The organism is Marivivens donghaensis, assembly GCF_030410045.1.
GTDB lineage: Bacteria > Pseudomonadota > Alphaproteobacteria > Rhodobacterales > Rhodobacteraceae > Marivivens > Marivivens donghaensis.
Genome location: NZ_JAUFRA010000008.1, coordinates 1 through 19652 on the forward strand (window position 1 = coordinate 1; position 19652 = coordinate 19652).

Here is a 19652-nt window from a genome sequence, read left to right on the forward strand (position 1 = left end):
GCTGTCGGCAGAGCTGATCGCACCGATCGCGATGGAAGAAGGCCTCCGCTTCGCGATCCGCGAAGGCGGCCGTACCGTTGGTTCGGGCGTTGTTTCCAAAATCCTCGCTTAATTCGCGATAGATTTGAGAATGACGAAGGGCCGTCCTGAAGAGGGCGGCCCTTTTCTTTTGCGTTCTGACTTGGTTTGGTTGGGACAGACCTGAACAGAGGCGCACATGTCAGATACTCCCGTTCTATTTTCGCGCGTTTTACAAGACGGCCAGTGGTTGGATCCGTCGGCAGATGAGACCATCGCGCAAGCCTTGCGGGAAGATCGACTGGCGTGGGCGCACATCGACGGGAAACACCCTGATGCGGCAGATTGGATATCCCACGAGTTGGACTATCTCGACCTGCAGGCCAGAGAGGCGTTGTTGGATGTCGATACTCGCCCTCGCGCAAAAACGTTAAGCGATGGGATGTTTGTGATCCTTCGGGGGATCAACTTTAACGAAGGCGAAGACCCCGAGGACATGGTGTCCGTCCGAATGTACATCGACGACCATCGGATTGTGACCGTTGCCCGAAAACGGGTGATGGCAATCGAGAAGCTCCAAGAGATGATGGAGCGGGGGCAGGAGCCAGCCACAGCGGGTGAGTTCCTCGTCCTTTTGGCAGAAGACCTCGTTGCGCGTATTTCCGAGTTCCAATCCGAACTCGACTCGACGGCGAATGACCTCGAATATCGGGTTATTCGGGAGAGGGGCGTGAACTTGCGGCAGGACGTCGCCAACCTCCGCCTCCAAGTGATCGCTGCGCGGCGATATGTGGGGCCGCAGCGAGATGCGCTCAAGACAATCGCAGAATCGCCGTCCAAGGTGATTGATCACGATACGCGCCGTGAGATTGAGGAAGAGATGCTCAAGATGACGCGGGTGGCCGAAGATATGGACGAACTTCGTGATCAAGCCCTTGTGTTGCGTGAGGAATTGTCAGGCCAACTAAGCGATCAGGTGAATAGAAACACCTTTGTCCTATCGATGTTGTCAGCGGTCTTCTTACCGCTCGGGTTTTTGACGGGGCTATTTGGCGTGAATGTTGGCGGGATGCCGGGTGTAAGCAATGCTCATGCCTTCTTCCTCCTCTGCCTGTGGTGCGTCGGAATTTTCGTTCTTCAGATCAGCCTTTTAGGGCTTTGGCGGTTGTTTACTCGTCATCGGAAGTGAAGGATTGTGACGAAAGGCAATTTGGGGCCTTGATTCCCCCTGTTGCCTGTTTTAATCACCGCCTCGGCCATAGGGGTATAGCTCAGCTGGTAGAGCGACGGTCTCCAAAACCGTAGGTCGCGGGTTCGAACCCTGCTGCCCCTGCCACTTCGGTCCTCGTTGGACCCAAGAGGAGTTCTTAGTGCCTCGACAGATCGAACTTTCCTTGCATCTCGGTCCGCACAAAACTGCGACGACGCATTTGCAGCGTTCGATCCTCAATCACCAAGAAGAGATTATTGCCGCTGGCGTTCGGGCTTATGGTCCAGATTATTTGCGTCAACGTGGTCGAAACATCCCTAATTTGTTTGGTTTGACCCGTTGGGGCGCGCGGCGTGCAGCGCGACGTGAGCCAATGGATCAGCTCAAGTTCTTGGCAAAATCGGGCTGGCGCGTGTTGCTGTCCGAAGAGAACTTTCTGGGGCAGTTGCATCGCGATGATGGCACGTTGGCGTTGCCCGTTTACAGTGATGCTGCAGAGCGCATTTCGGATCTCGCCTCAAATTTTCCAGGCGTGGCTGTGCGCGTGTTCCTCGCGATCCGCCAGCCCGACACGTTTTTAGAATCGGCCTATTCGCAAACCCTCTTTGCTGGGAAGTTTCTGCCGCCTGATCAGTTTGTCGCGCAGCATCAGCCCGATCAGGTTGATTGGGCTCACATGATGGCAGCGATTTCGGCGATTCCCAACGTATCGCTGCATGTGTGGCGCTATGAGGACTACCATCACGTCTTTCCGACCCTGATGAAACGGATGTTGCGCTGGAAGCTAGGTGGAACGGTTAAACCGTTTGGGCGCACATTGCATGCGGGCCTGTCTGTACAGGCGGTCGAACAGGTTATGGCTTGGGCACAGGAGGGGCGCGAGGGTGCATTGGCGATGGACGCACGCAAGATGTTGCCCGTTGGGCCTGATCGCCCGCGCTTCACTCTTTATGACCAGGCGGCAAAGGATGCGGCGGCTTTGGATTATCAGAGGCAGTTCGACGCCATTTGTCAGTTGCCCGACATCGATGTGATCCGTCCTGCCTAAGCAGCCGCTTAAGGCAAGGGTTGAATTGCCCGTCTGAACTGCGTAAATGCGGCCCGTAACGCAGAGGATACATCATGGCACGGACTAACCCCGTTCAATTCATCCAACAGACCCGCGCAGAGATTGCGAAAGTGGTTTGGCCGACCCGCCGCGAAGTCGTGCTGACGACTGTTATGGTCTTTGTGATGACCGTGCTTTTGGCGCTGTTCTTCTCCGCAACGGACATGCTGATCCGTTTCGGTTTGTACGATTTGATCCTTAATCGTTAATTCGCCCATCAGCGAAAATCGGCTAACCCCCCTTGTAATCATAGGGTTACGGCGGTAATAGCCACAAACTCCGGATGGGCGTGCGGCGAATCGTGTTGCGCGCCGATTTTCTTTTGTCCGGGAATGGTAGCGCAAGCTGCTGACTTATAATGGAATTTACGGCCTAAACGGGCCCAGTACGGCGAGGTGTCGGAGACATGGCGAAACGGTGGTATTCGGTAAGTGTGCTCTCGAACTTCGAGAAGAAGATCGCCGAGCAGATCCGTGCCAAGGTTGAAGAGCAGGGTCTTGAGGCCCAAATCGATGAAGTTCTGGTCCCGACCGAAGAGGTGATCGAAGTTCGTCGCGGTAAGAAAGTGACCACTGAGCGCCGGTTTATGCCGGGTTACGTTCTTGTTCACATGGAAATGTCTGATGAGGGGTATCACCTCGTCAACTCGATCAACCGGGTAACCGGTTTCCTTGGTCCTCAGGGCCGCCCGATGCCGATGCGCGATGCAGAAGTTCAGGCGATCCTTGGCCGCGTTGAAGAAGGTCAAGAAGCGCCGCGCGTTGAGATCAGCTTCGAAGTGGGTGAAAAGGTCAAGGTTAACGACGGTCCGTTCGAAGACTTCGACGGCATGGTCGAGGAAGTGGATGAGATCAGCCAGCGCCTGAAGGTGACGGTTTCGATCTTCGGCCGTGCTACGCCGGTCGAGCTGGAATTTACTCAGGTTACTAAACAGTACTGAGTTTATCACGTGGGAGGCTGAGCGAGCGCGCTCGTAAGGCTGGACCACACAACGATTAACCTGACGCACGCGTGCTGAAGGTGTTGGAAAAAGGAGAGGCCAATGGCCAAGAAAGTAATGGGTCAGCTGAAGCTGCAGGTTCCTGCAGGTAAAGCAAACCCTTCCCCGCCCGTAGGTCCTGCGCTGGGTCAGCGCGGCATCAACATCATGGAATTCACGAAGGCCTTCAACGCGAAGACCGCTGACATGGAGCCGGGCGCTCCGTGCCCGACCGTGATCACCTACTACCAAGACAAATCCTTCACCTTTGAGATCAAGACGCCGCCGGCATCTTACTACCTCAAAAAAGCTGCTAAGCTTCAGTCGGGTTCTAAAACCCCTGGTAAAGCAGTCGCAGGTTCTGTCACCGTTGCTCAGGTGAAAGAAATAGCAGAGGCCAAAATGAAGGACCTCAACGCAAACTCGATCGAAGCCGCGATGCAGATTATTCTGGGTTCGGCTCGCTCCATGGGCATCGAGGTGAAGTAAGATGGCTGGTAAGCGTATCACAGCAGCACGCGCTGCATTCGAAGGCAAAGAGAACCTGAAGGTAGCTGACGCTATCGCTCTGGTTAAATCTAACGCTTCTGCCAAATTCGACGAAACCGTTGAGATTGCGCTGAACCTCGGTGTTGACCCGCGTCACGCCGACCAGATGGTTCGTGGCACTGTCAACCTGCCGAACGGCACAGGTAAAACTGTTCGCGTTGCTGTTTTTGCTCGTGGCGACAAAGCTGAAGAAGCTAAAGCTGCTGGTGCAGACATCGTTGGCGCAGAAGACCTGATGGAAATCGTTCAGGGCGGCAAAATCGAGTTCGAACGTTGCATCGCAACTCCGGACATGATGCCGATCGTTGGTCGGCTGGGTAAAGTTCTCGGCCCGCGCAACCTGATGCCGAACCCGAAAATCGGCACTGTGACCATGGACGTTGCTGAAGCTGTAAAAGCAGCTAAAGGCGGTCAGGTTCAGTTCAAAGTTGAAAAAGCTGGCGTTATCCACGCTGGTATCGGCAAAGCTTCCTTCGACGCGAAAGCACTCGAAGAGAACCTGCTTGCTTTCGTTGACGCTGTTCAGAAAGCAAAACCGACCGGTGCTAAAGGCGCATACATGAAAAAAGTCTCGATCAGCTCCACAATGGGCCCGGGCGTTTCGGTAAGCGTTGAATCCGCGACTGGTAACTAAGAATTTTTACCGCTTCGGCGGTGAAATGGCAGGGCTGTAACGGCCCTGTCCTGTCCGAGACGGAGGGTTGGGGTTGCCCCAATAATTCCTTCCTGAGATGGGAAACGAGATAAATTTCCGTTCGCTTACAGAACGGGCGATTTGGCTCGGGACCCTGAAACGGACCCGAACGGCCCTCGACTTTCGGGGGTCAACTTGAGCCGGGGGAAACCCCAAACTTGGAGTGAAACTGTGGATAGAGCACAAAAAGAGAAGCTGGTCGACGAACTCGGCCAAATCTTTGAAAGCTCTGGCGTCGTAGTGGTTGCCCACTACGAAGGCATGACAGTTGCTGAAATGCAGGACCTGCGCGCTCAAATGCGTGAAGCGGGCGGTTCCGTACGCGTTGCCAAGAACAAGCTCGCCAAAATCGCCCTTGAAGGTAAGCCTTGCGCAAGCATCGCAAACTACCTGACGGGCATGACCGTGTTGTCTTACTCGGAAGACCCTGTGGCAGCTGCCAAAGTGGTCGACAAGTTCGCTAAAGCTAACGACAAGCTCGTTATCCTTGGCGGTGCTATGGGTGAGAACGCACTGGATGTCGCCGGCGTTAAAGCCGTCGCACAAATGCCGTCCCGTGAAGAGCTTATTGCTTCGATCGTTGGCTGCATCGGTGCGCCTGCTTCGAACATCGCTGGTGCCATTGGCGCGCCTGCATCGAACATCGCGAGCATTCTTTCGACTATCGAAGAGAAAGCTGCATAAGCAACCAATTGCCCTCGTAGGGATTAATCATCTCGCGTTGGAACACACTTAAATCGAACGGAAAGCATAAAATGGCTGATCTGAAAAAACTTGCTGAAGAGATCGTTGGTCTGACCCTTCTCGAAGCACAAGAACTGAAAACCATCCTCAAAGACGAGTACGGCATCGAGCCTGCTGCTGGTGGCGCTGTAATGGTTGCTGGCCCGGCTGCTGCTGCTGAAGCTGCTGAAGAGAAAACTGAGTTCGACGTCATCCTGAAAGACGCTGGCGCTCAGAAAATCAACGTCATCAAAGAAGTTCGCGGCATCACTGGTCTCGGCCTGAAAGAAGCTAAAGACCTCGTTGAGGCTGGCGGCAAAGTCAAAGAAGGCGCTTCGAAAGCAGAAGCAGAAGACATCAAAGCGAAGCTGGAAGCAGCTGGCGCGAAAATCGAACTGGCCTAATCGCCTGTTCTCGGCCCCTAGGGTCGTGCAAATTCGGCTGGATCCGCGGTATCGCGGGTCCAGCCAAACCTGTCTTAGCGGAACGTTTAACTAGAAAACGCTCTCCTCAGGTAGGTTCCACAGTCGGGAGGCCCCCCTTGGGACGGGGGCCAGGAATAGACAGGAACAACCTTCTCAATGGGGAAATGTCGCGGCCCCGGCGACATGGACCCGCAGAGATCGAAAGGTGACACAGCACATGGCTCAGACCTTCCTTGGCCAGAAACGCCTGCGTAAGTACTACGGTAAGATTAACGAAGTTCTTCAAATGCCGAACCTCATTGAGGTTCAGAAATCGTCTTATGACCTGTTCTTGCGCTCTGGCGATGCCGATATGCCGCTCGACGGCGAGGGCATTAAAGGCGTTTTCCAATCGGTATTCCCGATTAAAGACTTCAATGAAACGGCAGTTCTTGAGTTCGTAAAATACGAGCTTGAAAAGCCGAAGTTCGACGTCGAAGAATGTATGCAGCGCGACCTGACTTACGCAGCACCGCTCAAGGTGACCCTGCGTTTGATCGTATTTGATGTCGACGAAGACACAGGTGCGAAGTCGGTTAAAGACATCAAAGAACAAGACGTGTTCATGGGCGATATGCCTTTGATGACCACCAACGGCACCTTCGTCGTTAACGGTACTGAGCGTGTTATCGTTTCCCAGATGCACCGTTCGCCGGGCGTGTTCTTTGACCACGATAAAGGCAAAACCCACTCGTCGGGTAAGCTGCTGTTCGCATGCCGCATCATCCCATACCGTGGTTCGTGGCTCGACTTCGAATTCGATGCAAAAGACCTCGTCTTTGCGCGCATTGACCGTCGCCGCAAACTTCCGGTCACGACTCTTCTCTATGCTCTTGGCATGGATCAAGAGGCGATCATGGATGCCTACTACAACACCGTTGAATTCTCTCTCGATAAGAAATCCAACGGCTGGGTCACGAAGTTCTTCCCAGAACGCGTGCGTGGCACCCGTCCGACCTATGACCTGATCGACGCTGCAACGGGTGAAGTGATCTGCAAAGCAGGTGACAAAATCACTCCGCGCGCTGTGAAGAAACTGATCGACGAAGGTTCGGTTAAGAACCTGCTCGTTCCGTTCAACCATATCGTCGGCAAGTTCGTCGCAAAAGACATCATCAACGAAGAGACAGGGGCGATCTACGTTGAAGCTGGTGACGAGCTGACGCTCGAGATGGACAAAGACGGCGAAGTTATCGGCGGCACCGTGCGCGAGCTTCTCGACGCTGGCATCACCGATATTCCAGTTCTGGACATCGATAACATCAACGTTGGTGCATACATCCGTAACACCATGGCAAGCGACAAGAACATGAACCGCGACGGCGCGCTCATGGATATCTACCGCGTCATGCGTCCAGGTGAACCGCCGACCGTTGAATCCGCATCGGCTCTGTTCGACTCCTTGTTCTTCGATAGCGAACGCTACGATCTCTCGGCCGTTGGTCGCGTGAAAATGAACATGCGTCTGGCTCTCGATGCAGAAGACACACAGCGCACCCTGCGTAACGAAGACATCGTTTCGTGCATCAAGGCGCTTGTCGAATTGCGTGACGGCAAGGGCGAAGTTGACGACATCGACCACCTCGGCAACCGTCGTGTTCGTTCCGTCGGCGAGCTGATGGAAAACCAATACCGCGTTGGCCTGCTTCGCATGGAACGCGCGATCAAAGAGCGTATGTCGTCTGTTGAAATCGACACCGTCATGCCGCAAGACTTGATCAACGCGAAACCGGCAGCGGCTGCTGTTCGTGAATTCTTCGGCTCTTCGCAGCTGTCGCAGTTCATGGACCAAACCAACCCGTTGTCCGAAGTGACCCACAAGCGTCGTCTTTCGGCTCTCGGGCCGGGCGGTCTGACCCGTGAACGCGCTGGCTTCGAGGTTCGCGACGTTCACCCGACCCACTACGGTCGTATGTGTCCGATTGAAACGCCGGAAGGTCCGAACATTGGTCTGATCAACTCGCTGGCAACTTTTGCTCGCGTGAACAAATACGGCTTCATCGAAACACCGTACCGCAAGGTCATCGAAGGCAAAGTAACTGACCAAGTCAGCTACATGTCGGCGACTGAAGAGATGCGCCACACTGTTGCGCAGGCGAACGCTACGCTCGATGAGAATGGCAACCTGATCAATGAATTCGTTTCGACACGTCAGTCGGGCGAATACACGCTGGCTCCAAAAGAGAGCGTGGACCTGATCGACGTTTCGCCGAAACAGCTCGTTTCGGTCGCTGCGGCGCTCATCCCGTTCCTCGAAAACGACGACGCTAACCGCGCTCTCATGGGCTCGAACATGCAACGTCAGGCGGTTCCGCTCCTGCAGGCTGAAGCCCCGCTGGTCGGCACCGGTATGGAAGAAAAAGTTGCGATTGACTCTGGCGCTGCGATCACTGCACGCCGCGCAGGTATCATCGACCAAGTCGATGCGACCCGTGTCGTTATCCGCGCAACCGAAGACCTCGAAGTTGGTGACCCAGGCGTTGACATCTACCGTCTGCGCAAGTTCCAGCGTTCGAACCAGAACACCTGCATCAACCAGCGTCCGCTGGTGAAAGTGGGCGACAAAGTTGGCAAAGGCGAAGTTATCGCTGACGGCCCGTCGACCGATATGGGTGAACTGGCTCTTGGTAAGAACGTGATCGTCGCGTTCATGCCGTGGAACGGTTACAACTATGAAGACTCCATCCTGATCTCTGAGCGCATCGTTAAAGACGACGTATTCACCTCGGTTCACATCGAAGAATACGAAGTTGCGGCACGCGACACGAAGCTCGGGCCGGAAGAAATCACTCGCGACATCCCGAACGTCGGTGAAGAAGCGCTGCGCAACCTCGACGAGGCTGGCATCGTGTACATCGGTGCAGAAGTTGGACCGGGCGATATTCTTGTAGGTAAAATCACACCGAAGGGCGAAAGCCCCATGACGCCGGAAGAAAAACTCCTCCGCGCAATCTTTGGTGAGAAAGCGTCTGACGTTCGCGATACCTCGCTGCGTCTCGCACCGGGTGACTACGGTACTGTTGTTGAAGTTCGTGTATTCAACCGCCACGGCGTTGAAAAAGACGAACGTGCTCTGCAGATCGAGCGCGAAGAGGTCGAAAGCCTCGCTCGCGACCGTGACGACGAGCTCGGCATTCTGGATCGCAACATCTACGCCCGTCTCAAGGATATGATCCTTGGTCAGGAAGCTGTAAAAGGCCCGAAAGGCTTTAAGGCGAACTCTATCGTAACCGAAGAGTCGCTGTCTGAGCTGAGCCGTGGCCAGTGGTGGCAGATTGCTCTGAAGGACGAAGACACTGCAAAGATCGTCGAAGCCCTGAACGAGCAGTACGAAGCACAGAAGCGCCAGCTTGATGCACGTTTCGAAGACAAGGTCGAAAAAGTCCGCCGTGGCGACGACCTGCCGCCGGGCGTGATGAAAATGGTCAAAGTCTTCATCGCGGTTAAGCGTAAGCTTCAGCCGGGCGATAAGATGGCAGGCCGTCACGGGAACAAAGGTGTTATTTCGAAGGTTGTTCCTATCGAAGACATGCCGTTCCTCGCTGATGGTACTCCGGTAGACTTCGTGCTGAACCCGCTGGGCGTTCCGTCGCGTATGAACGTTGGTCAGATTCTTGAAACCCACATGGGTTGGGCATCGCGTGGTCTGGGTCTCCAGATCGACGAGGCTCTGCAAGAATACCGTCGTTCGGGCGATATGACCCCAGTTCGTGACGCACTGAAAATCACCTACGGTGATGCAGTCTACGAAGAAGGCTTTGCTGATCTGGACGAAGATCTGCTGATCGATACTGCAGCGAACTCTGTTCGCGGTGTGCCGATCGCAACTCCGGTCTTCGACGGTGCAAAAGAGGCTGACGTAAACGACGCGCTGGCGCGCGCTGGTTTCGACACCTCGGGTCAGTCGGTACTCTTCGACGGTCGTACGGGTGAACAGTTCGCTCGTAAGGTTACCGTTGGTGTTAAATACCTGCTGAAACTGCACCACCTGGTCGACGATAAGATCCACGCTCGTTCCACTGGTCCGTACTCGCTTGTTACTCAGCAGCCGCTGGGTGGTAAGGCACAGTTCGGTGGTCAGCGCTTTGGTGAGATGGAGGTCTGGGCACTTGAGGCTTATGGCGCTGCATACACCCTGCAGGAAATGCTCACCGTTAAGTCGGATGACGTTGCAGGTCGTACCAAAGTCTACGAGTCGATCGTCAAGGGTGAGGACAACTTCGAAGCCGGCGTACCGGAATCGTTCAACGTTCTTGTCAAAGAGGTCCGGGGCCTTGGCCTCAATATGGAACTCCTGGATGCGGAAGATGATGAGTGAGGCGTTCGCGCCTCACCTCTCCCCTTCCCACTGATACGTAAGGAAATACGATGAACCAGGAACTGACCAACAACCCGTTCAACCCGCTCACACCCGCTAAGGCATTCGACGAGATCAAAGTCTCGCTCGCATCGCCCGAGCGTATCCTGTCGTGGTCGTTCGGTGAGATTAAGAAACCAGAAACCATCAACTACCGCACGTTCAAACCAGAACGCGACGGTCTCTTCTGTGCTCGTATCTTTGGCCCGATCAAAGACTACGAATGCCTTTGCGGCAAATATAAGCGCATGAAGTATCGCGGCGTTGTCTGCGAAAAATGTGGTGTTGAAGTTACCCTCCAGAAAGTGCGCCGCGAGCGTATGGGCCACATCGAACTGGCCTCGCCTGTTGCACACATCTGGTTCTTGAAATCGCTCCCGTCGCGGATCGGCCTCATGCTCGACACGACGCTCCGTGATCTGGAACGGATTCTGTACTTTGAAAACTACGTTGTGATCGAGCCAGGTCTGACCGACCTGACCTACGGCCAACTGATGACTGAGGAAGAATTCCTCGACGCACAGGACACCTACGGCATGGACGCTTTCCAAGCGAACATCGGTGCCGAAGCGATCCGCGAAATGCTGTCGATGATCGACCTCGAAGCAACTGCAGAGCAGCTGCGCGAAGAGCTGAAGGAAGCCACTGGCGAACTGAAGCCCAAAAAGATCATCAAGCGTCTGAAAATCGTTGAGAACTTCCTCGAGTCGGGCAACCGTCCTGAATGGATGATCCTCACCGTGATCCCTGTGATCCCGCCAGAACTGCGTCCGCTGGTTCCGCTGGATGGTGGCCGCTTTGCGACCTCCGACCTCAACGACCTGTATCGCCGCGTGATCAACCGGAACAACCGTTTGAAGCGCCTGATCGAGCTTCGTGCGCCGGACATCATCGTTCGCAACGAAAAGCGTATGCTTCAGGAATCCGTTGACGCTCTGTTCGACAACGGTCGCCGTGGCCGCGTCATCACTGGTGCGAACAAGCGCCCGCTGAAGTCGCTCTCGGACATGCTGAAAGGTAAGCAGGGTCGCTTCCGTCAGAACCTTTTGGGTAAGCGCGTCGACTTCTCGGGTCGTTCGGTTATTGTGACCGGCCCAGAGCTCAAGCTTCACCAGTGTGGTCTGCCGAAGAAGATGGCGCTCGAGCTGTTCAAGCCGTTCATCTACTCGCGCCTTGAAGCAAAGGGTCTGTCTTCGACTGTTAAACAGGCGAAGAAACTCGTTGAAAAAGAGCGTCCCGAAGTTTGGGATATCCTCGACGAAGTGATCCGCGAACACCCCGTCATGCTGAACCGTGCGCCTACGCTGCACCGTCTTGGCATTCAGGCGTTCGAACCCACGCTGATCGAAGGTAAAGCGATCCAGCTGCACCCGCTCGTTTGTTCTGCGTTCAACGCTGACTTCGACGGTGACCAGATGGCTGTTCACGTGCCGCTCTCGCTGGAAGCCCAGCTTGAAGCACGCGTTCTCATGATGTCCACCAACAACGTTCTTTCGCCTGCAAACGGCGCGCCGATCATCGTTCCGTCGCAGGATATGATCTTGGGTCTGTACTACACCACGATCCAGCGCGACGGCATGAAAGGTGAAGGCATGTCCTTCGCTTCGATCGACGAAGTTGAACAAGCGCTGGCGGCTGGTGAAGTTCACCTGCACGCTAAGATCAACGCTCGTATCAAACAGATCGACGAAACTGGCCAAGAAGTGATTGTTCGCGCTGAAACCACCCCAGGCCGTCTGCGCCTCGGTGGCCTGCTGCCGCTGAACAACAAAGCACCGTTTGAACTGGTGAACCGCCTTCTGCGTAAGAAGGAAGTTCAGCAGGTCATCGACACCGTCTACCGTTACTGCGGTCAGAAAGAATCGGTGATCTTCTGTGACCAGATCATGGGCCTTGGTTTCCGTGAAGCGTTCAAAGCTGGCATCTCGTTCGGTAAAGACGACATGGTCATTCCTGACTCCAAGTGGACGCTGGTCGAAGAGACCCGCGATCAGGTTAAAGACTTTGAACAGCAGTACATGGACGGTCTGATCACTCAGGGCGAGAAGTACAACAAAGTGGTCGATGCTTGGTCGAAGTGTAACGACAAAGTCACCGACGCGATGATGAACACCATCTCGGCTGAGAAACGCGACGAGAACGGCGCTGTTATGGAACCGAACTCGGTTTACATGATGGCTCACTCTGGTGCGCGTGGTTCGGTTACTCAGATGAAACAGCTGGGCGGTATGCGTGGTCTTATGGCCAAGCCGTCGGGTGAGATCATCGAAACCCCGATCATCTCGAACTTTAAAGAGGGCCTTACCGTTCTCGAGTACTTCAACTCTACTCACGGCGCTCGTAAGGGTCTGTCGGATACCGCACTTAAGACTGCGAACTCCGGTTACCTCACCCGTCGTCTGGTTGACGTTGCTCAAGACTGTATCGTTCGCGAAGTCGACTGTGGCACCGATCGTGCGATCACCGCGGAAGCAGCCGTTAACGATGGTGAAGTTGTTGCATCGCTCGCAGAGCGCGTTCTGGGCCGTGTATCGGCTGACGACGTCCTGCGTCCGGGCACCGATGAAGTTGTCGTTAAAGCTGGCGAACTGATCGACGAACGCAAAGCTGACATGATCGAAGCTGCTGGCGTTCAAAAAATGCGCATCCGCAGCCCGCTGACCTGTGAGTCTGACGACGGCGTATGTGCAAACTGCTACGGCCGTGACCTTGCTCGCGGTACTCGCGTCAACATCGGTGAAGCTGTCGGTATTATTGCTGCACAGTCGATCGGTGAACCTGGTACACAGCTGACTATGCGTACGTTCCACATTGGTGGTGTTGCGCAGGGTGGCCAGCAGTCGTTCCTTGAAGCGTCTGCAAACGGTAAAGTCGAGTTCCGTAACGCGAACATTCTGGAAAACGCCGCTGGCGAACAGATTGCTCTGGGCCGGAACATGGTTCTCGCGATCATCGACGAAAACGGTGAAGAGCGCGCTCAGCACAAGATCGGCTACGGTACGAAGATCCACGTTAAAGATGGCGCAACCATCGCTCGTGGTGACAAGATGTTCGAATGGGACCCCTATACTCTGCCGATCATCGCAGAGAAGGGCGGCAAAGTACGCTTTGTTGACCTCGTCTCGGGTATCTCCGTCCGTGAAGAGACCGACGATGCTACTGGCATGACCCAGAAGATCGTTTCGGACTGGCGTTCGGTACCGCGTGGTGGTGACCTGAAACCTGAAATCATTGTGGTCGGCGCTGATGGCGAACCGGTTCGCAAAGAAGACGGTAATCCAGTCACCTACCCGATGTCGGTAGACGCAATTCTGTCCATCGAAGACGGTCAGGATGTCGCTGCTGGTGACGTTGTTGCGCGTATTCCGCGTGAAGGCGCGAAGACCAAGGACATTACCGGTGGTCTTCCGCGCGTTGCGGAACTGTTCGAAGCCCGTCGTCCGAAGGACCATGCTATCATCGCAGAGATCGATGGCTACGTTCGCTTCGGCAAGGACTACAAGAACAAGCGTCGCATCGCGATAGAGTCCGCAGATGATCCGGATCACAAGGTCGAATACATGGTGCCGAAGGGTAAACACATCCCGGTCCAAGAAGGCGACTTTGTCCAGAAGGGCGACTACATCATGGACGGCAACCCCGCGCCGCATGACATCCTTGCAATTATGGGTGTCGAAGCGCTGGCTGACTACATGATCGACGAAGTTCAGGACGTTTACCGTCTGCAGGGCGTTAAGATTAACGATAAACACATCGAGGTTATCGTTCGTCAGATGCTCCAGAAGTGGGAAATCTCTGACTCTGGTGACACCACGCTTCTTAAGGGTGAGACTGTTGATAAGGTCGAATTCGACGAAGCAAACGCTAAGGCAGAAGCCCGCGGCGGTCGTCCAGCACAGGGTGAGCCAATCCTTCTGGGTATCACCAAAGCGTCGCTCCAGACCCGTTCGTTCATCTCAGCTGCGTCGTTCCAGGAAACCACTCGCGTCCTTACCGAAGCTTCGGTTCAGGGCAAGCGTGACAAACTGGTCGGCCTCAAAGAGAACGTTATCGTTGGTCGTCTCATTCCGGCTGGTACGGGTGGCGCAACTGCCATCGTTCGTTCGATCGCTGCAAAGCGCGACAACGTGGTGCTCGAAGCCCGTCGTGAAGAAGCAGAAGAAGCCGTCAAACTCGCCGCGCCGAGCTATGACGACATCGCTGTCGAAACACCGGAAAGCCGCGAAGAGTAATCGCTGCAAAATCTTACGAAAGGCCCTCGCATTGCGGGGGCCTTTTGCTTTTTGGCGGTCGGAAATTGTGTCCTGACAATATCGCGCTAGCGCGGCCAATATCGCGGTGCTACGGCTTGGCGTATGAAAGCTCTCTCTGACAATGTTCGCGGCGCGCTGATGATGGCCGTTGCAATGCTCGCCTTCAGTAGCAATGACGCTGCTATGAAGTCGCTCTCGGGCGAACTGCCATTGTTTCAGGCCATTTTCTTGCGCGGGATTGTCACCACGATTGCCATGATCATTTTGGCGGGTTTATTCGGCCAGCTTCGGCTTCGTCTCGGGCGGCAAGACTTCATCTTGATCTGTGTGCGGTCCTTGGCAGAGGTCGCGGCGGCTTGGACGTTCCTCACGGCATTGTTCAACATGCAATTGGCCAATGTGACCGCGATTTTGCAGGCTTTGCCCTTGGTCATGACCTTTGCAGGGGCTCTATTCCTAAAAGAACCCATCGGCTGGCGCAGATTGTCGGCAAGTATCATCGGCTTTGTGGGCGTGCTGATGATCGTGCAGCCGGGCGGAGAGAGTTTTAACATCTACTCGATCTACGCGCTGTTGTCCGTTGGCCTAATAGTCATTCGCGATCTGGCAGCGCGGCGCATGTCCAGAGATGTGCCATCGATGTTCGCCGCGACTTTTGCCGCAGGGACCGTTACCGCATTTGCTGGGTTCGGATCGATGTTTATCGAATGGACCCCTGTGACTGGGCACTCCGCGGCATTGTTGAGTGGCGCTGCAACTGCGGTGCTGATCGGCTACCTCATGTCAGTTACGGCAATGCGCGTCGGCGAAATTTCCTTTGTCGCACCGTTCCGATATGTCGGCTTGCTCGCCAGCCTCATCCTCGGAGTTGTGATTTTTGGACAATTGCCATCAACCTTGGCCCTCTTGGGTTGTGTGGTCGTGGTCGGAAGTGGTCTATTCATCTTTAGACGTGAACGGCAATTGTCAGAGGTTGAGGCCAAGTGACCCTTCTGAACATCCAAATGCTTGGACTGTGCCGATTTTCGTATCCGTCCGAAGTTGGGGCATTTCGTCATAATGCTCAGACAATGGATGAACTGCGGGCCGAACTTTATGGCCGGTCTCGTATGGCAACGCGGTTTTTCTTTTTCGAACAGATCGTGTTGCCAGCGTTGAAAGTTCAAACAGACCCGAATTTTACATTGATCTTGCTTGCGGGCGATCAAATGCCTGACGCCTACAAAGAACGGTTAACGTCGCTTTGTTCGTCGGTGCCCCAGATCGATATCGTCTTTGCTGAAGAGGGAAGGGTGCACCGTGAGATTTGCCGTGAGGTGATGATCGATCATCGTGATGGGTCGGCGGATATCGTGGCAGAGTTTCGGATCGACGATGATGACGCCGTTGCTATTGATTTCATAGAAACGGGGCGCTCTGCGATTGAAGCGTCCTATGGGCTTACTGATCAGAACGGACTGCTTTGTGTGGATTTCGCTCATGGCATTTTGCTCGGTTTTGACCGCCACGGTGTCAGGGCCCAAAACGTCAAAGAACGGATGTGGACCCCAGCGCAGATTTTTTGTCGTCGTCCAGACGACAAACGCAGCATCCTCGATATGAACCATATGAAGGCTTGGGCGCATATGCCGACGGTCTCGATGGCGTCTCGCCTGATGTTCGTGCGCGGGGCTCATTTCGGGAATGACAGTGATCTTCTGAAACGTCCGCGCTTTGCCAAGGATTGGGGTCCGCTTGGCGGTCAAATCGCCGACCGTCTTGTGTCCCGCTTTGGTTTGGATGTGGATGCGCTTACCAATGGCTGGAAGGTGCTTGGGGAACGGTCAGCCTGAAGCAGTTGACAGCTACAGCGACTCCGCCTATACGCCGCCCATCCGGGTAGACGGGAGGATTCCCTTTTAACCCGATATCAGAGCTGAAGTGGACATGAACCGGGCTAATGCTGCCTTGTTCCTCTGTAACTTTAACCGCATCGCACCTCCGGTAAGGGTTCGATTGCGGGCTTTTTGTGCTGCGACGTTTGTGTCGCGCATTCGTCGAAAACCGCGGACCTACGGGGCCGCTTATTGTAGGATAGGGGACATAACCCAATGCCAACGATCCAACAGCTGATCCGCAAGCCGCGTCAGCCCAAAGTCGTCAGATCCAAGTCGCAGCACCTCGAGCGCTGCCCTCAGAAACGCGGCGTTTGCACCCGCGTTTACACAACAACACCGAAGAAACCGAACTCGGCTATGCGTAAGGTTGCGAAGGTTCGCCTGACCAACGGCTTCGAAGTCATTTCGTACATCCCAGGTGAAAGCCACAACCTTCAGGAACACTCTGTGGTTCTGATCCGTGGCGGCCGTGTAAAAGACCTTCCGGGTGTCCGTTACCACATCCTCCGCGGTGTGCTGGATACCCAAGGTGTTAAAGATCGTAAGCAGCGTCGTTCGAAATACGGCGCCAAGCGTCCGAAGTAAGGAGATACTTGAATGTCGCGTCGTCACGCTGCTGAAAAACGTGAAGTTCTGCCGGACGCTAAGTTCGGTGACCGCGTTGTCACTAAATTCATGAACAACCTGATGATCGATGGTAAAAAATCGGTCGCAGAAAGAATCGTATACAACGCGTTTGACCGCGTTGAATCGAAGCTGAAAAAAGCTCCGGTCGAAGTCTTCCACGAAGCCCTCGATAACGTGAAGCCGTCGGTCGAAGTTCGTTCGCGCCGCGTAGGTGGTGCTACCTACCAGGTTCCGGTTGAAGTTCGTCCCGAGCGTCGTGAAGCCCTCGCAATCCGCTGGCTGATCAACGCTTCGCGCGCCCGCAACGAAAACACTATGGAAGAGCGTCTTGCTGGCGAACTTCTTGACGCTGTTAACGGTCGCGGTTCTGCCGTGAAGAAACGGGAAGACACTCACAAGATGGCAGACGCTAACAAAGCGTTCAGCCACTACCGCTGGTAACCTAAGCCTTAAGGATAGAGCCCAATGGCACGCGATTATCCCCTCGACCGGTACCGCAACTTTGGTATCATGGCGCACATCGACGCAGGTAAAACTACCTGTTCCGAGCGCATTCTTTACTACACCGGCAAATCCCACAACATCGGTGAGGTGCACGATGGTGCAGCCACCATGGACTGGATGGAGCAGGAACAGGAACGCGGTATCACCATTACCTCGGCTGCGACGACCACTTTCTGGGAACGCACCGAAGATGGCGAAACTGCAGATACTGAAAAGCACCGCCTGAACATCATCGACACTCCCGGCCACGTTGACTTCACCATCGAAGTTGAACGTTCGCTGGCAGTTCTCGACGGTGCTGTTTGCGTTCTTGACGCAAACGCTGGTGTTGAGCCGCAGACTGAAACCGTTTGGCGTCAGGCTGACCGCTACAAAGTTCCGCGTATCGTGTTCGTTAACAAAATGGACAAAATCGGCGCAGACTTCTTTAACTGCGTGCGCATGATCGAAGACCGTACTGGCGCTCGCGCTGTTCCGGTTGCTCTGCCGATCGGCGCTGAGTCCGAACTCGAAGGCCTTATCGACCTCGTAACCATGAAAGAATGGGTATGGCGCGGTGATGACCTCGGTGCTTCTTGGGTTCAAGAAGACATCCGTGACAGCCTGAAAGATCTTGCTGACGAATGGCGCGGTAAGATGATCGAGGCTGCCGTCGAACAAGACGACGAAGCGATGATGGAATACCTCGAAGGCAACGAGCCTGACGTACCGACCCTGCGCGCTCTGCTGCGCAAAGGTACGCTCGCTCTGGACTTCGTTCCGGTTCTTGCTGGTTCTGCGTTCAAGAACAAAGGCGTTCAGCCTCTGCTCAACGCTGTTATTGACTACCTGCCGAGCCCGCTCGACGTAGTTGACTACATGGGCTTCAAACCGGGTGACGAAGAAGAAGTTCGTAACATTGCACGTCGTGCAGATGACAACATGCCTTTCGCTGGTCTCGCGTTCAAAATCATGAACGACCCGTTCGTTGGCTCGCTGACCTTCACTCGCATCTACTCTGGCGTTCTTCGCAAGGGTGACAGCCTCCTCAACTCGACCAAAGGCAAAAAAGAGCGCGTTGGTCGTATGATGATGATGCACTCGAACAACCGTGAAGAAATCGACGAAGCGTTTGCAGGCGACATCATCGCGCTTGCAGGTCTCAAAGACACCACCACTGGTGACACTCTGTGTAACCCTGCGGATCCAGTTGTTCTTGAAACCATGACCTTCCCGGAGCCGGTTATCGAAATCGCTGTTGAACCGAAGACCAAGGGTGACCAAGAAAAGATGTCGGCAGGCCTCGCCCGTCTGGCAGCTGAAGACCCGTCCTTCCGTGTGGAAACTGACCTCGAATCCGGTCAGACCATCATGAAAGGCATGGGCGAACTTCACTTGGACATTCTCGTTGACCGTCTGCGTCGCGAATTCAAAGTGGAAGCAAACATCGGTGCGCCGCAGGTGGCTTACCGTGAAACGATCACTCGTGAAGCTGAGATTGACTACACGCACAAGAAACAGTCCGGTGGTACCGGTCAGTTCGGTCGCGTGAAGATGATCCTGACGCCGACCGAGCCGGGCGAAGGTTACTCCTTCGAATCCCGCATCGTTGGTGGTGCTATTCCGAAGGAATACATCCCGGGCGTTGAAAAGGGTATCAAATCGGTCATGGACTCCGGTCCGTTGGCTGGCTTCCCTGTGATCGACTTCAAAGTTGCACTGATCGACGGTGCATTCCACGACGTTGACTCCTCGGTTCTCGCGTTCGAAATCGCAGCTCGTATGGGTATGCGCGAAGGCATGAAAAAAGCTGGGGCGAAACTGCTCGAGCCGATCATGAAAGTCGAAGTTATCACTCCGGAAGAATACACCGGCGGTATCATCGGCGACCTAACATCGCGTCGCGGTCAGGTTCAGGGTCAGGACACCCGCGGTAACGCAATCGCTATCGACGCGTTTGTGCCGCTGGCGAACATGTTCGGTTACATCAACACTCTGCGTTCGATGTCTTCCGGCCGTGCTCAGTTCACCATGCAGTTCGATCACTACGAAGCAGTTCCGCAGAACGTTTCGGACGAGATCCAGAAGAAATACGCCTAATGGCGAAATGGCGGGGGGCACTAGTCTCCCGCCGATTCAACACCGGCGGGGTGAACCCGCCAGCGCAAGACTAAGGAGGCCACTATGGCTAAAGGTAAGTTTGAACGTAACAAACCGCACGTTAACATCGGCACGATTGGCCACGTTGACCACGGTAAAACCACATTGACCGCAGCAATCACCAAATATTTTGGTGACTTCCGCGCATAC

The 19652-nt window shown here is 54.8% G+C and carries 17 protein-coding genes and 1 tRNA gene; all 18 read left to right on the forward strand.

Going from position 1 to position 19652, the window contains the following annotated elements:
• A partial coding sequence (locus tag QWY83_RS13175; protein ID WP_290245991.1) for an EF-Tu C-terminal domain-related protein occupies positions 1-112 on the forward strand: 112 nt, incomplete at its 5' end.
• Positions 113-217: 105 nt separating this feature from the next.
• Positions 218-1207, forward strand: a complete 990-nt coding sequence (locus QWY83_RS13180) for a zinc transporter ZntB (RefSeq protein WP_249946064.1) — start codon at positions 218-220, stop codon at positions 1205-1207.
• A gap of 71 nt (positions 1208-1278) precedes the next feature.
• Positions 1279-1354, forward strand: a tRNA-Trp gene (locus QWY83_RS13185).
• Between the two features lie 34 nt (positions 1355-1388).
• Positions 1389-2276, forward strand: a complete 888-nt coding sequence (locus tag QWY83_RS13190; RefSeq protein ID WP_249946063.1) for a hypothetical protein — start codon at positions 1389-1391, stop codon at positions 2274-2276.
• A gap of 74 nt (positions 2277-2350) precedes the next feature.
• The gene (gene secE / locus QWY83_RS13195) at positions 2351-2545 is read left to right on the forward strand and encodes a preprotein translocase subunit SecE (RefSeq protein WP_105234113.1); all 195 of its coding nucleotides are present in this window, start codon (positions 2351-2353) and stop codon (positions 2543-2545) included.
• 197 nt (positions 2546-2742) lie between these two features.
• On the forward strand, positions 2743-3276 hold the full coding sequence (gene nusG, locus QWY83_RS13200) for a transcription termination/antitermination protein NusG (RefSeq protein WP_067548389.1): 534 nt from the start codon (positions 2743-2745) through the stop codon (positions 3274-3276).
• 102 nt (positions 3277-3378) lie between these two features.
• On the forward strand, positions 3379-3804 hold the full coding sequence (gene rplK / locus QWY83_RS13205) for a 50S ribosomal protein L11 (protein WP_067548392.1): 426 nt from the start codon (positions 3379-3381) through the stop codon (positions 3802-3804).
• 1 nt (position 3805) lies between these two features.
• The gene (gene rplA, locus QWY83_RS13210; protein WP_067548396.1) at positions 3806-4498 is read left to right on the forward strand and encodes a 50S ribosomal protein L1; all 693 of its coding nucleotides are present in this window, start codon (positions 3806-3808) and stop codon (positions 4496-4498) included.
• A 231-nt stretch (positions 4499-4729) separates the two neighbouring features.
• Positions 4730-5242, forward strand: a complete 513-nt coding sequence (rplJ, locus tag QWY83_RS13215) for a 50S ribosomal protein L10 (RefSeq protein WP_249946062.1) — start codon at positions 4730-4732, stop codon at positions 5240-5242.
• Between the two features lie 71 nt (positions 5243-5313).
• A complete protein-coding gene (gene rplL, locus QWY83_RS13220) occupies positions 5314-5685 on the forward strand; it encodes a 50S ribosomal protein L7/L12 (protein ID WP_067548400.1) in 372 nt (123 codons plus the stop codon).
• A gap of 238 nt (positions 5686-5923) precedes the next feature.
• A complete protein-coding gene (rpoB, locus tag QWY83_RS13225; protein WP_105234115.1) occupies positions 5924-10063 on the forward strand; it encodes a DNA-directed RNA polymerase subunit beta in 4140 nt (1379 codons plus the stop codon).
• 50 nt (positions 10064-10113) lie between these two features.
• Complete coding sequence (gene rpoC, locus QWY83_RS13230) at positions 10114-14334, forward strand: DNA-directed RNA polymerase subunit beta' (protein WP_249946061.1); 4221 nt, start codon at positions 10114-10116, stop codon at positions 14332-14334.
• Between the two features lie 123 nt (positions 14335-14457).
• Positions 14458-15342 (forward strand): DMT family transporter, encoded by an 885-nt coding sequence (locus tag QWY83_RS13235; RefSeq protein WP_249946060.1) that lies wholly within the window; start codon positions 14458-14460, stop codon positions 15340-15342.
• Positions 15339-16187 carry a glycosyltransferase gene (locus tag QWY83_RS13240; RefSeq protein WP_249946059.1) on the forward strand — a complete coding sequence of 283 codons (849 nt, stop codon included), beginning with the start codon at positions 15339-15341 and terminating at the stop codon, positions 16185-16187. Before QWY83_RS13235 ends, QWY83_RS13240 begins: the two co-directional genes overlap by 4 nt.
• 258 nt (positions 16188-16445) lie before the next feature.
• A complete protein-coding gene (rpsL, locus tag QWY83_RS13245) occupies positions 16446-16817 on the forward strand; it encodes a 30S ribosomal protein S12 (protein ID WP_067548416.1) in 372 nt (123 codons plus the stop codon).
• A 12-nt stretch (positions 16818-16829) separates the two neighbouring features.
• On the forward strand, positions 16830-17300 hold the full coding sequence (rpsG, locus tag QWY83_RS13250) for a 30S ribosomal protein S7 (RefSeq protein ID WP_067548419.1): 471 nt from the start codon (positions 16830-16832) through the stop codon (positions 17298-17300).
• 24 nt (positions 17301-17324) lie between these two features.
• Entirely contained in the window at positions 17325-19442 is a 2118-nt protein-coding gene (fusA, locus tag QWY83_RS13255) for an elongation factor G (RefSeq protein WP_249946058.1), read from the forward strand.
• Positions 19443-19526: 84 nt separating this feature from the next.
• Positions 19527-19652: GTP-binding protein (locus QWY83_RS13260; protein WP_290245358.1), on the forward strand; the 126-nt coding region annotated here is incomplete at its 3' end.